This is a genomic window from Turicibacter sp. T129 (assembly GCF_025594975.1).
GTDB classification, from domain to species: domain Bacteria; phylum Bacillota_I; class Bacilli_A; order MOL361; family Turicibacteraceae; genus Turicibacter; species Turicibacter bilis.
Genome location: NZ_JAMQUU010000059.1, coordinates 18,895 through 32,289 on the forward strand (window position 1 = coordinate 18,895; position 13,395 = coordinate 32,289).

14 protein-coding genes are annotated in these 13,395 nt (G+C 34.8%); 13 read left to right on the plus strand and 1 reads right to left on the minus strand.

Going from position 1 to position 13,395, the window contains the following annotated elements; all coding sequences use genetic code 11:
• The first annotated feature begins 112 nt into the window (after positions 1–112).
• From NEH75_RS10525 to phoU, 7 genes are all read left to right on the plus strand, one after another.
• The gene (locus NEH75_RS10525; protein WP_055244319.1) at positions 113–805 is read left to right on the plus strand and encodes a response regulator transcription factor; all 693 of its coding nucleotides are present in this window, start codon (positions 113–115) and stop codon (positions 803–805) included.
• Positions 798–2,135, plus strand: coding sequence for a sensor histidine kinase (locus tag NEH75_RS10530; RefSeq protein WP_055305725.1), 1,338 nt, complete (start codon positions 798–800; stop codon positions 2,133–2,135). The genes NEH75_RS10525 and NEH75_RS10530 overlap by 8 nt, the downstream gene beginning before the upstream one ends.
• Before the next feature lie 164 nt (positions 2,136–2,299).
• The gene (locus NEH75_RS10535; protein WP_055305726.1) at positions 2,300–3,190 is read left to right on the plus strand and encodes a substrate-binding domain-containing protein; all 891 of its coding nucleotides are present in this window, start codon (positions 2,300–2,302) and stop codon (positions 3,188–3,190) included.
• A 410-nt stretch (positions 3,191–3,600) separates the two neighbouring features.
• Positions 3,601–4,506, plus strand: coding sequence for a phosphate ABC transporter permease subunit PstC (gene pstC, locus NEH75_RS10540; protein WP_055305727.1), 906 nt, complete (start codon positions 3,601–3,603; stop codon positions 4,504–4,506).
• On the plus strand, positions 4,506–5,672 hold the full coding sequence (gene pstA / locus NEH75_RS10545; protein ID WP_055305728.1) for a phosphate ABC transporter permease PstA: 1,167 nt from the start codon (positions 4,506–4,508) through the stop codon (positions 5,670–5,672). Before pstC ends, pstA begins: the two co-directional genes overlap by 1 nt.
• A gap of 14 nt (positions 5,673–5,686) precedes the next feature.
• Positions 5,687–6,439: a phosphate ABC transporter ATP-binding protein PstB gene (gene pstB / locus NEH75_RS10550; protein WP_055305729.1), complete on the plus strand. Its 753-nt coding sequence runs from the start codon at positions 5,687–5,689 to the stop codon at positions 6,437–6,439.
• A gap of 20 nt (positions 6,440–6,459) precedes the next feature.
• The gene (phoU, locus tag NEH75_RS10555; RefSeq protein ID WP_055305730.1) at positions 6,460–7,125 is read left to right on the plus strand and encodes a phosphate signaling complex protein PhoU; all 666 of its coding nucleotides are present in this window, start codon (positions 6,460–6,462) and stop codon (positions 7,123–7,125) included.
• A gap of 245 nt (positions 7,126–7,370) precedes the next feature.
• Here phoU and NEH75_RS10560 read toward each other — a convergent pair whose 3' ends face one another.
• A complete protein-coding gene (locus NEH75_RS10560; protein WP_144436954.1) occupies positions 7,371–7,550 on the minus strand; it encodes a hypothetical protein in 180 nt (59 codons plus the stop codon).
• Between the two features lie 205 nt (positions 7,551–7,755).
• Between NEH75_RS10560 and dnaX the strand changes: the two genes are divergently transcribed.
• From dnaX to rpsI, 6 genes are all read left to right on the plus strand, one after another.
• The gene (gene dnaX / locus NEH75_RS10565; protein WP_262941287.1) at positions 7,756–9,552 is read left to right on the plus strand and encodes a DNA polymerase III subunit gamma/tau; all 1,797 of its coding nucleotides are present in this window, start codon (positions 7,756–7,758) and stop codon (positions 9,550–9,552) included.
• Positions 9,553–9,566: 14 nt separating this feature from the next.
• Positions 9,567–9,872: a YbaB/EbfC family nucleoid-associated protein gene (locus NEH75_RS10570; RefSeq protein ID WP_055277479.1), complete on the plus strand. Its 306-nt coding sequence runs from the start codon at positions 9,567–9,569 to the stop codon at positions 9,870–9,872.
• Between the two features lie 9 nt (positions 9,873–9,881).
• Positions 9,882–10,484 (plus strand): recombination mediator RecR, encoded by a 603-nt coding sequence (gene recR, locus NEH75_RS10575; protein WP_055244302.1) that lies wholly within the window; start codon positions 9,882–9,884, stop codon positions 10,482–10,484.
• A gap of 157 nt (positions 10,485–10,641) precedes the next feature.
• Positions 10,642–10,854: a pro-sigmaK processing inhibitor BofA family protein gene (locus NEH75_RS13650; protein WP_055244300.1), complete on the plus strand. Its 213-nt coding sequence runs from the start codon at positions 10,642–10,644 to the stop codon at positions 10,852–10,854.
• 325 nt (positions 10,855–11,179) lie between these two features.
• Positions 11,180–11,617 carry a 50S ribosomal protein L13 gene (rplM, locus tag NEH75_RS10580; protein ID WP_055244298.1) on the plus strand — a complete coding sequence of 146 codons (438 nt, stop codon included), beginning with the start codon at positions 11,180–11,182 and terminating at the stop codon, positions 11,615–11,617.
• 21 nt (positions 11,618–11,638) lie between these two features.
• Positions 11,639–12,028, plus strand: coding sequence for a 30S ribosomal protein S9 (gene rpsI / locus NEH75_RS10585; RefSeq protein ID WP_055244296.1), 390 nt, complete (start codon positions 11,639–11,641; stop codon positions 12,026–12,028).
• The last annotated feature ends 1,367 nt before the right edge of the window (positions 12,029–13,395 follow it).

Here is a 13,395-nt window from a genome sequence, read left to right on the forward strand (position 1 = left end):
ATTGGAATCAGTGATTCAAACTAAAAAGGTCTTTAACAAAAACTTAACAGAAGCACAAGCTTGAGTATGATAGAATAAACATAATCAATTGTTTTTTTGGAGGTGTCATTCGATGAGTAAAAAAGTGTTAGTTGTTGAAGATGAAATTTCAATTCAACGTATTTTACAATATGATTTAATGCAATCAGGTTTTTCAGTCGATCTCGCCTCAGATGGGGAAGAGGGATTGCAAAAAGCATTAGCTGATGAATATGATGTCATGTTACTAGATGTCATGTTGCCGAAGCGCGATGGTTTTTCCGTTTGTAAAGAACTTCGTAATCGTGGAAATTCAATTTATATTGTTATTTTATCAGCACGTGATGATGAATTAGACCGTGTTCTTGGTCTTGATGTAGGGGCTGATGATTACATGACTAAACCTTTCTCATCGCGTGAAGTTGTCTCGAAAGTAAAGGCCATTATTAGAAGAAGAGAAGTTTTATCTGCAGGGAAAGGTAAATCTTATTTAAGCTATCAGCGTATTAGGCTAGATAGTAGTCGATTTGAAGTATTAATTGATGATCAAGTAGTTGATTTTACACTTAAAGAATATGAATTACTAGAGTTTTTAATCCAACATAAAGGTCAGGCGCTTTCTCGTGACGTTTTACTCGATCGATTATGGGGATTTGAATACGACGGTGATACACGAATTGTCGATGTCCACATTTTTAAAATTCGTGATAAATTGAAACCTTATGGGATTAAAATTAAAACCATTCGTGGAGTGGGATATATGTTAGAGGACGAAGCAAATGATTGATAGCCGTCATGAACTTATTTCATTTTATATTGTTTTCACCTTGTTATTAATCACTAATCTTTATAGTCAAAACAATAGTCAAGTTACGATTTTATTTTTACTAATCTTACTTATTTTAATGATCATGCAATACGGACGTTCGATGACGTATCTCAATCAACTTAAAAAATACGATGAGGTCGCTGCTAACATTCAAGAACATCGGGATTGGAGCAATATCTCTCCATTGGTGATTGAACAGCAAGAAGTTATTGGAGTTCAATATAATAAATTAATGCGATTTATTCAAAAACAAGAATTTAGAAATCGTCGCAACATGCAGATTATTAGTATTATTACGAATAGTATTCAAGATCCAATGGTTATCTTAAACATTAATGGTGAACTTGAATATGCTAATAATCGCTTTAAAGAATGGGTGAATATGTCAGCTCTTAAAAGGGTTTCTTTCCAAGAGGTGAAAAATGAGTCCTTACGTAAAATTTTAGAAGATGCACTGATTTGTGAAACGACGCGAAAAAAACAATTAGAAATTAATCAAAAATATTATATTTCAACGGCGCATCCCATTTTTAATGAGCGCGAGGACTTTAATGGAGCTGTTATCTTATTTCACGATATTACTGATATCAAAAAATATGAAAGCTTACAAAAAGAGTTCTTCGGAAATGTGTCACACGAACTGAAAACCCCAATAAGTGCGATTAAAGGATGTACGGAAATTTTATTGAACGGAGCAAAAAATGATCCACAAACCTGTGATGAATTTTTAACGATTATTCAAGATGAAAATAACCGAATGGAACAACTCGTTAAAGATTTATTGTTAATTAATCGTTATGAACATGATCAAATCAAGCATAATACCGATCGTGTTTGTCTAAATGAATTACTGACAGATTGTATTGTTCAAACACTCAATATTGCTAATCTAAAAAATCAAAAAATTATGCTTGAAGCCACAGAAGATTATAGTCTAGATGGGGATTATATCAAGTTACAACATTGCTTCCTCAATCTATTAACGAATGCTATCCATTATTCAGGGGAAGACACAACGATTACGATTAGAATCAGGCAACGTGGTTCAAATATTGAAACTCAAGTCATTGATCAAGGAATCGGGATTCCTGCTGCTGACATTCCACATATTTTTGAAAGATTCTATCGAGTGGATAGAGCGAGATCACGTCATACAGGCGGAACGGGACTTGGATTATCTATCGTTGCATCTATTATTGAGGCACACGGTGGAAATATCAAAGTTAAAAGTGAACTAAATAAAGGAAGTAAATTCATCGTGACATTACCTCAACAAAAAAAGAAGTAAGCTGAGCTTACTTCTTTTTTTTGTATATTTTTGTCGACTAGCTATAAACTATTATTAATCATATCTTAACTATTTCTTAACAGAAAATTAATATTTGAAGGGTCAATTTGTATTACAATTAACTCATCAACAGAGCAGAGATAAATCATGGAGGAATGATGAGAATGAAAAAACTATTAAGTTTAGTAGCAGCTGCAGCATTAACTTTTTCAATGGCAGCATGTGGGTCAACTAACAACGGATCAGACACAACACAAGCTGTAGAAGGGGCAATCGATGTTGTAAGTCGTGAAGCGGGATCAGGGACTCGTTCAGCATTTGAAGAAATCATTGGATTTAATGGAGAAGATCAAGATCCATTAACAGCAAATGCGACAATTAAAGATGGAAATGGAGTTGTGGCAACATATGTAGCGGCAAATGATGCTGCAATCGGATATGTTTCATTCGTAACACTAGAAGAAAATCATGGGAAAATTAATGGATTAACAGTAGAAGGTGTAGAAGCAACAGCTGAAAATGTATTAGAAGGAAAATACTCAGTAGCACGTCCATTCGAAATGGTATATATGGAAGAAAATATTACAGATGTTGAACGTGCATTTATCGATTTCGTATCTTCAATTGATGGATTAGAAATTTTAGAATCAAAAGGAACAATCGTTGATACAAAAAATGCTGAAGCGTTTGATATGTCAAAATACGGTGACTTATCAGGAAACATTGTGATGGGTGGATCAACATCAACAGAAGATGCAGTTAAGGCATTAGCAGAAGAATTTACAGCTTTATTTCCTAAAGTAACTTATACATACGATGCAACAGGTTCAGGAGCTGGAGTTAAAAATGCGATTTCAGGAGTATACACATTAGGATTTGCTTCTCGTGAAATCAAAGAATCAGAATTAGCAGAGGGAATTATACCTGTTACGTTATGTATGGACGGAATCGCATTAGTTGTTAACCCATCAAATAACGTAACAGATATTTCAAAAGATCAAATCAAAGAGGTTTACACAGGAAACATTACTGAGTGGTCAGAATTAACAAAATAATGAATTAAAAAAGAAATCACTACTTCCTCAGTGATTTCTTTTTTAATTTAGGTGAATTCTCCAACAGCGACTCGTTACAAAAGGCTTAGAAATATTAATAATTTGTTAACGAATCATAGAGTAAATAGGTATTAACTGTTAATTTTCTATTAACAGAACATAGAAACCCTTGAAAAATGCACATTTTATCACCCATTTGAGGAGTAAATATTTATCTTCAATAAATGACGAGGACCCTTACCCCATTAAAGGGAAAAGCCAGTTTCACTGGATGGGGACCCGCTTTGTTAAGGAATTGTTAACAAGCGTTAATTTTCTGTTAACAAAACGTAGTTTTAAAAATTGAGATGCTACAATTACGTTGTAAATAGAGAGTATTAATTTAGTTTAAATAAAACGAGGTGTTAAGTGTGAAAAAAGACATGACCCTTAATCGTAAACGCGTGTTCTTAGAAAAGTTCTTCCATGTTCTATTTCTATTAGCAGCGCTTTTTGCGGTCATTAGTGTAGCGTTAATTATTATCTTTATTTTCGGAAAAGGGCTTGCGCCATTCTTCCCAAATAATCAATTCGGAACATATAACTTTGTAGACTTTATCACAGGGTTGAAGTGGACACCGCAAAGTGGGGATTATGGAATTGGATACATGATTATCAGTTCGATTTTAGCGACACTTGGTGCAATTGTTATCGGGGTACCGATTGCGTTATTAACATCAGTTTTCATCGCTGAAGTCGCACCAAAACCATTGGCTAACATCGTACGTCCAGCGGTTGAATTATTAGCAGCTATTCCATCAGTTTTATACGGGGTATTTGGTTTTGCGGTCATTACACCATTAGTTAAGCAAATTTCTCCATATCCATCAGGAGATTCATTATTAGCGGTTATCGCTGTTTTAACAATTATGATTTTACCGACGATCGTAGCGGTTGTTGAAACATCAATTCGTGCAGTTCCGCAAAGCTATAAAGAAGGATCGTTAGCACTAGGTGCTTCAAAAATGCAAACAATTTTTAAAGTCGTATTACCAGCAGCTAAATCAGGGATTTTAACCGGGGTTATTTTAGGGGTTGGTCGTGCAATCGGAGAAACAATGGCGGTTATCTTAGTAGCGGGGAACCCTGAATCAGGAATTCCACATACAATCTTCGATCGTGTTCGTTTATTAACAACAAATATCGCATTAGAGCAAGGGTATGCAGCAGAAATGCATGAACAAATGTTATTCTCAACAGCTGTCATCTTATTCATCTTTATTATGGTGATCAACTTAGTATTATCACGCATTCAAAAAAAGGCAGGTGATCGTTAATGTCTCGTAAACTTAAAGATAACTTACTAAATGGCCTCATTTGGTTGTCAGCAGCGTTCTCAGTTGGGATTTTAATCACCATCGTTGCATTTATCTTCTCAAATGGATGGTCAAAAATGTCATGGGACTTCTTAACGAATGACTATGAATCACAAACTCAATATGTGAACGTGACGAGTCATCAGTCTTACACTGCGCCAAGCTCATTATCAAGTGACGCTTTATTTTCAGAAAACTTAGGGATTGCCATTGAACCAAACGAACATGGTTATGAAGTTGCTTGGATCGATGATCAATCACCAGTAAAAACTGCAAAAAACAATGCAGATGAAGCCTTCCCAGTCAAAGTTGGATACCAACTAGAACAAATTAATGGAGAAGGAGCAAACTTAAAAATTAAAGCTGATACAGATGCAGACGACATCACCAACGCTTTAAATGCAAGTGATACATTAATGATTAAAGTTGTTTCACCAGGTGGAGGAATCTTCCCAATGATCGTCTCAACTTTAATGCTAATCTTAGTTGCCTTACTATTCTCGGCACCAGTCGGAATTTTAGCAGCCATCTACATGGTTGAATACGCAAAACCAGGAAAATTAGTTAACTTAATTCGTTTTGCAACCGAAGTTTTATCAGGAATCCCATCAGTTGTATACGGTTTATTCGGGATGTTAATCTTCGCCAACACCTTAAAACTTGGAATGTCAATTCTATCAGGTGGATTCACACTGATGATTTTATTACTTCCAACAATGATGCGTACAACTGAAGAAGCATTAAAAGCCGTTCCTATGAGCTACCGTGAAGCATCATATGGACTTGGAGCTAACAAAATTCAAACTTTATCAAAAGTCGTATTACCAAGTGCTATCCCAGGTATTTTAGTTGGGGTTATCTTATCAATTGGACGTACAATTGGGGAATCAGCAGCCTTACTATTTACAATCGGAACATTTGCTAAATTACCAGTCAATCCAACAAGTGGGCACCTTTCATTATTTGAAACCGGAACATCATTAACGGTTCGTGCTTACGTTGAAGTGAAAGAATCAGGGAATGTTGAAATGGCAGCAGCTATCGGAATCGTCATCCTTGTCATCGTCTTTACATTAAACTTAATTTCACGCTTAATCTCGAAAAAATTCAGCAAAGCAAACTATTAGGAGAGTGAAAAGGAATGCAACCTAAATTTAAAGTTACAGATTTAAACTTATTTTATGGAAACTTCCAAGCCTTACACCATATCAATATCGAAATTCCAGAACGCAAAGTAACAGCATTTATTGGGCCATCTGGATGTGGGAAATCAACATTCTTACGGACCTTAAATCGTATGAACGACTTAATCGAAACAGTCAAAATCACAGGAAACGTGACACTTGATGGAGATGACATCTACTCAGACATCGACGTCATGAAACTTCGTACACGTGTCGGAATGGTCTTCCAAAAACCAAATCCATTCCCAATGAGCATTTATGATAACATCGCTTATGGACCACGTTGCCAAGGAGTTAAAGATAAGAAAAAACTAGATGAAATTGTTGAAAATTCACTTCGTGGGGCAGCGTTATGGGATGAAGTTAAAGATCGCTTAAATAAATCGGCCATGGGATTATCAGGAGGGCAGCAACAACGTTTATGTATCGCCCGTGCCATCGCCATGGAACCAGAAGTTATCCTTATGGATGAGCCAACATCAGCCTTAGACCCAATTGCAACTCAAAAAGTTGAAGAATTGATGGAACAGTTAAAAGAAAAATACACAATCGTTATCGTTACTCACTCAATGCAACAAGCGGCACGTATCTCAGATAAAACAGCCTTCTTCTTAATGGGAGAATTAATTGAATTTGATGATACAGATAAAATCTTTACTAATCCAAAAGATAAACGTACAGAAGATTACATCACTGGACGCTTTGGATAAAAATAAGGGGTGAAAATGGAATGAAAAAAACAAAATTAGAAACAGATTATGAAGTCTTACTTCAAGGTATTGAAAAACTATCAGTCTTAACGATCGGAGCGTATGAAAATACGCTGGAAGCATTAAAAACACTAGACTTAGAAATTGCCTTACAAATCATTAAGCAAGATCAAGATATTGATGACCTGCAAGAAGATATCACAGAAGAATCAACAATCTTTATCATTCGTCAGCAACCGGTTGCCAGTGATTTACGCAAAATCTTAATGGTGATACGTCTTGCGACTGAATATGAACGTATTGCTGACTACACCAAAAATCTTGCAGAATATATCATCTTAATCAAACAAAATGAATCACTAGAACACTATGAAAAGAATGTGGACAAACTGGTTCGCATGCTAGAAATTGTGATTAACATGTTAAAACTAGTGATGGAAGGTCTTCAAGAAGAAAACAAAGCTAAAATTAAAGAAGCGGCAGACATGGATAAGCAAGTCGATGAAATTTATAATGAATTATTAGCTTCATTAATTACACACATCCAAGTGGTAGATGGAAAAGTCTTCGGGACAGCATATGCTATTCTGATTAATAAGTACATTGAACGTGCAGGCGATCATGTCACAAACATTGCAGAAGAAATATTATACGCCTTAAAAGGCCGCCGCTATCACTTAAACTAATAAAAAAACGCGTAGAGCTCATCTACGCGTTTTCTTTTGGTAACCAATTTCCTTTCCAAGCATACAGCCCCATTAAAATAAGACTGAGCGCCTACTAAATTGGATAACCTAGGATTACGTCCTCAATACTTGAGGAAATTCTTAAAATGGTGAAAATTCAGAAAACATACACGATACAAAGACTCAGAACTGAAAGAATCATCATCACCATCGTTTTCCCGACCGCCGATTGTTCCAACAAGGGACTACATCAACACCAATGATAAATAAGCTGGAATAATCCTATCAAGCATGACGTGGGCATAGTGGATTTGGGTAAAAATACGAAGCGCCTCACCCTCAAAGACATACATGATACCACAAGAAGATAGTGTATAAATCGTCGTAATCAACATCAACGTACGAAGTCCTTTATAAATTCTCAACTGTGACCCTTAGCGATTGTCCAAGACAATCTAATCCATGATTGCTAAGGAATGGCAGGCCTTAAGTTTTTACAATCTAAAAACTTATTTACACTGATATAAAAAAATTTTTTTAAAACGTAAATCTGTAACAAGGCCTCAGACATTGTCAATAATTTATGATATAATCAAGATAATTTTTAAACTAGAGAGTAGGAGTTTTCTTATGTCTTATCATGCATTATACCGCGCTCATCGTCCTCAAAAGTTCAGTGACGTCGTAGGACAAAAACACATCGTAAGAACCGTTCAAAATGCCTTAAAACATGAGCGTTTATCACATGCATATTTATTCTGTGGACCACGTGGGACAGGTAAAACATCAATTGCGAAAATTATTGCAAAAGCTGTTAACTGTATCAACTATCCTACGGCCGAACCGTGTAATGAATGTGTAAACTGTACAACAATCACAAACGGATCAAATGCCGACGTCTTTGAAATCGATGCGGCAAGTAACAACGGTGTCGATGAAATCCGTGAAATCCGAGACAAAGTAAAATACGCCCCAACGATGGGACGATACAAAGTATATATTATCGATGAAGTTCACATGCTATCAACAGGTGCATTTAATGCTTTATTAAAAACATTAGAAGAACCACCAAAACATGTCATCTTCATTTTAGCCACAACCGAACCACACAAAATTCCACCAACCATCATCTCGCGTTGTCAACGCTTTGACTTCAAACAAATCTCAACAAAAGAAATCTACGAACACCTAGTTGAGATTATCAAACAACAAGATTTAGCCTACGAAGAAGAAGCCGTACAACTCGTCTCAGAACTTGCGGAAGGTGGAATGCGTGACGCCCTTAGCTTACTCGATCAAGTCATCTCTTATTCAGATGATAAAATTACATTAGATGATGTGCACGCCCTAAGCGGGACCATTGCCAATCATCAACTCTTACAAATCATCAAAGCAATCGAAGAATTAAACTTCTCACACGTCATCGACTTAATTAAAGACATGACAGAGAACGGAAAAGAACCAAGTCGCATTATTGACGGATTAATCACTGTTTATCGCGACTTACTCGTGTACCAAAAATCACAAATCTCAGTTTCTAACTTACTAACGAACAATCCTATGTTTACAGAGTTAGTAGAGAATCTTAATTCAAATGATATCGTAACCTACCTATTTAAATTAAATAAACTTCAATCTGAATTAAGATACTCTAATCATCCCGAACTCATGCTAGAAGTCGGGCTGCTCAGCTTATCCGATACCAATGATCAATCAGACAACAACAAGGATTACCAAACAGAGATTAACGATCTCAAGCAAGAAATCACCCTACTAAAACGATTAGTTAAAAAAATCGAGCACACAGGACCTGTTAAAGCTGAGCCATCAATTAATAAATCAGATTCACAATTTAAAATGAACCTCTTCAATGAACCAGAAGTCGTTGAACTCAAACTACCTAAAGAACCAGAACCAATCATTCTACCAGAGCACGTCACACCAGAAATGCTAACCATTGAACAAATCCTATCTAAAGCGACAAAAGAAGCTCGCGACCACGTCTTACAAAAATGGGCACAACTCAACCCAATCCTTATGCCGGACTACAAAGAAGTCATCGTCCTACTACAAGACGGAAACATCGTCGCCGCTTCAGATGAAGGATTTATTTTAACTTATAAACATGAACCTGGCTGCAAACGATTACTACGTGAAGATAATCGAAAAATAGCAGAACAAATTGTGGCCTATCTCTTTGGAAGTCCATATCCATTTAACGTCATGCCAGAAGCTTTCTGGTTAGAACAACGACAAAGCTATATTGAGCAAAAGAAAAATGGTGTTGAACCGCGCTTAAAACAATATAGTCAGGATATTAAAAATGTGATAAATTATAATGAGGAAAGTCAAACTAAAGATAACGGCTTTGTAGAAGACATTGTTAAAATGTTTGGAGCCGATTTAGTTAACATAATCGATGAATAGGAGTAGTGAAGAGTATGAACCCAATGATGATGAAAAAAATTCAAAAAATGCAACGTGATATGGTGAAAGCACAACAAGAAATTGAACAATCAGTATTCACAGGAAGTGCAGCTGGTGGAATGGTAACAGTTGAAGCAACAGGAACAAAACAAATTAACAAAATTACTATTAATCCATCTGTTGTTGATCCAGAAGATGTAGAAATGTTAGAAGACGTAATCTTATTAGCATTAAACGATGCATTACGCCAAGTTGATGAAAAAACTGAATCAACAATGGGTCAATTCACAAAAGGGATGAACATCCCAGGATTATTCTAAGGAGAAATCATGCAATATCCTCAACCCATTACAAAATTAATCGAAAGCTTTAGTAAGCTACCGGGAATCGGAAATAAAACAGCTGAACGATTAGCTTTTCATGTGATTAGTTCAATGAAGGAAGATGACGCTACTACATTTGCTAAAGCATTAATTGATAGTAAACGTCAACTATTCAAATGCCCGATTTGTGGTCATATCACCGATACAGATCCTTGTATGATTTGTGCAGATTCACATCGAGACCGATCAGTTATTGCAGTTGTACAAGACCCTAAAGACGTCATTGCTATTGAACGTATGCGTGGTTTTAAAGGATTATATCACGTGTTAAATGGAGTTCTATCGCCATTAGATGGAATGGGACCTGAAGACATTGGAATTCCTGCATTAATTGAACGACTAAAAGACGAAAATGTAAAAGAATTAATTCTAGCATTAAGCGCCACACTTGAAGGAGATGCCACATCTCAATACATTGCAAAATTATTAAAAAACACAGATGTGAAAGTCACTCGTATCGCACGTGGACTAGAAATGGGACGCTCAATCGAGTATGCTGATGAAGTCACATTAATTCGCGCTCTAGAAGGACGCAGAGAGCTATTCTAATATAAAAAATAGTTACTGTTTTTTTGCAGTAACTATTTTTTTATGTTTAAATTCACATAGAAGCGGGATAATGGCTTAAACCAGATTTGATTACAGTTATATCACTCTTTCTAAATGCATATGATTGTCAATAGGAAGGGAGGTGACGTGTTATAAAGTGAGTATACTTTATAACAGTAATATGAAAGTAATAGGATGGTTAATCAAACGATTCATCATAGGAGTATTTGCACTATATCTATTTAATATAATTGGAGTTTATTTCAGTGCATCAGTTCCTCTCAATTACATTACGTCATTTATAACAGGAACATTAGGGATTCCTGGATTTATTCTTGTATATGTTTTAACTAAAATAGTGCTAATTTAAAGTGGGTACAATTGTATCCACTTTTTATATGATAAACAACCAAAATTTGAGTGTTCATATCTCGAAGTTATGATGATATAATCATTGAGTAAATTAGTGTATTCATTCAAGAAAAAAGGTTTTAGTCGTTATTTTGTATTTATTCTCGAAAATCGCGAATAAATAATATAAAAAAGAATAATTATTTCTAAAACCACTTGAAAAAAGTAATGCTTTGGGGTAAAATAGCTAACGGTACATTTTCTTTATTTTCACAAGAAAATTTGAGCCCCAGCGAATTTTCATATGAAAAATAACTAAAGCGAAAGAAGTAGGAGGCAGGACAATGCGTACAACATTTATGCAAAAATCTCATGAAGTAGATCGTAAATGGTTCGTTGTTGACGCTGCAGATAAAACTTTAGGACGTTTATCTACAGAAGTTGCAACACTTTTACGTGGAAAACATAAACCAACATTCACACCACACGTAGACTGTGGAGATTACGTGATCATTATCAATGCTGATAAAATCACTTTAACTGGAAACAAATTAGAAAACAAATTATACTACCGTCACTCAGGATACCAAGGTGGATTAACAGTTCGTACAGCTAAACAAATGCGCGAAAATACACCAGAGCGTATGTTAGAGTTATCTGTAAAAGGTATGTTACCAAAAGGACGTTTAGGACGTGCAATGGGTAAAAAATTATTTGTTTATGCTGGATCTGAGCATCCACATGCAGCACAAAAACCTGAAGTTTACGAACTTCGTGGATAATTAAGAGGGAGGTAACACTATATGACAGTACAATACTTAGGAACTGGTCGTCGTAAAAGCTCAGTTGCACGTGTACGTTTAGTACCTGGAACTGGAAAAGTAATTATCAACGGTCGCGAATTTGAAGATTATATTCCTTCTGCAGCAACTCGTTTAGATATCATGCAACCATTAACATTAACTGAAACAACTAACCAATATGATGTATTAGTAAATGTTAACGGTGGAGGATTAACTGGACAAGCTGGAGCTATCCGTTTAGGGATTTCTCGTGCATTATTACAAGTTGATGCTGAATACCGTGGAACTTTAAAACCAATCGGATTATTAACTCGTGATTCACGTGCTAAAGAACGTAAAAAATACGGACTTAAAGCAGCTCGTCGTGCACCACAGTTCTCAAAACGTTAATTTTATTATTGGAGCCGCATTTGCGGTTCCTTTTTTTGTTTAACGATGAGAAAAGGTTATTACATTTAAACCTATTTACGTTTAGTCTTTGATGATCGTTAGTAATTATTTATAAAATAATTAGAATAATCTTTATAAAGAGAACTAAGAAAAAACACCTTAATAAATAAATTCGAAACTGATTTATTCATTAAGGTGTTTTATAATGTCAAAGAAAGTGAACTATACAAATGAAATGGGATTTAAAGTAGTAGAAATGAAGGAAATTGCTTGTTCTATACCATAGCAAAGATTAAGAGTAAAACTCAAACTCCAATCTAATGTCTGGTTTTAATAGAATAATTCATCGATCTTATTAAATTATTAGCAAATAGTATGCTTTTTTAAACAGAATGAAAGACTAAGATCCAACCTAAGAAAATTAATTAAAGAATTGAAAATAGGAAAGGGAGCTTAAGAAAGTTAAAGGTAAATCGAAGAAGTGATTAAGACTCAATGGAGGAGTACTATTCCATTTAAAAACTATTGAAGTATATCGGTACCTCTAAAGGAATTATTTATTGTTAGAAAATAGCTAACCTTTTTGAAGATATCTTCTTTTAATAGCTGTAATCAAGAAATCTATGATTTTAACGAAAAAGATTATGTTTATCATCAGGGCAAGAATGAATTTTGAAATAGAATCGACTAACGATTAATTATAACAAAGGAAAAGGTACATTCGAGAAGTAGATATGTAAATGAAAATTAGATGTAAGAAATATAAAGTAATACTTAATTTGAAGAAGGAAGAATTAAATATTGGATTAAGTATCAATTCCAATAATATATACACAATTAAAAGGTTAAGTCTAGAGAAATCTCATTGTAGTTATTAATCGCTTTGATAATTTGATTGGAGGTGTTTTGGCCTTCGATTTTTGATATACTGAAAGATAAAAAAAACTAGGTTATCTTCTTCCTGGAAAGCATCGCACAAAGTGTTCAAGATAGATTTCTTTTTTCTATCGCTTTCTCGTAATTGAAGTTCTTGTTCATTATGTTAGAATAATTTTTTAAAAAAATTTCAAAATAGTGTTGACCTATATTTGAAAAGATGATATTATATTCAAGTCACCAACGGGTGACATACCAAACAACGAAAATTTAAAAACTTTCAAAAAGTGTTTGACAATTTTTGATGAAGATGGTATCATAAAGAAGTCGTCAGAAATGAACGATACAAGGAAACGAAATAAAAAGTTTCGAAAAAAAGTTTAAAAAGTGTTTGACAGAAAGAGACAGACATGATAAACTAATAAAGTCGCCAAAACAAGGTGACACGAAGTTCTTTGAAAACTAAACAGAACGTCAACAAACATTTATAT

Bases quoted from the DNA above. Each gene is read 5' to 3' on its own strand.
- NEH75_RS10525 (WP_055244319.1), top strand. From the start codon at position 113: ATGAGTAAAAAAGTGTTAGTTGTTGAAGATGAAATTTCAATTCAACGT.
- NEH75_RS10530 (WP_055305725.1), top strand. From the start codon at position 798: ATGATTGATAGCCGTCATGAACTTATTTCATTTTATATTGTTTTCACC.
- NEH75_RS10535 (WP_055305726.1), top strand. From the start codon at position 2,300: ATGAAAAAACTATTAAGTTTAGTAGCAGCTGCAGCATTAACTTTTTCA.
- pstA (WP_055305728.1), top strand. From the start codon at position 4,506: ATGTCTCGTAAACTTAAAGATAACTTACTAAATGGCCTCATTTGGTTG.
- pstB (WP_055305729.1), top strand. From the start codon at position 5,687: ATGCAACCTAAATTTAAAGTTACAGATTTAAACTTATTTTATGGAAAC.
- phoU (WP_055305730.1), top strand. From the start codon at position 6,460: ATGAAAAAAACAAAATTAGAAACAGATTATGAAGTCTTACTTCAAGGT.
- dnaX (WP_262941287.1), top strand. From the start codon at position 7,756: ATGTCTTATCATGCATTATACCGCGCTCATCGTCCTCAAAAGTTCAGT.
- NEH75_RS10570 (WP_055277479.1), top strand. From the start codon at position 9,567: ATGAACCCAATGATGATGAAAAAAATTCAAAAAATGCAACGTGATATG.
- recR (WP_055244302.1), top strand. From the start codon at position 9,882: ATGCAATATCCTCAACCCATTACAAAATTAATCGAAAGCTTTAGTAAG.
- rplM (WP_055244298.1), top strand. From the start codon at position 11,180: ATGCGTACAACATTTATGCAAAAATCTCATGAAGTAGATCGTAAATGG.
- rpsI (WP_055244296.1), top strand. From the start codon at position 11,639: ATGACAGTACAATACTTAGGAACTGGTCGTCGTAAAAGCTCAGTTGCA.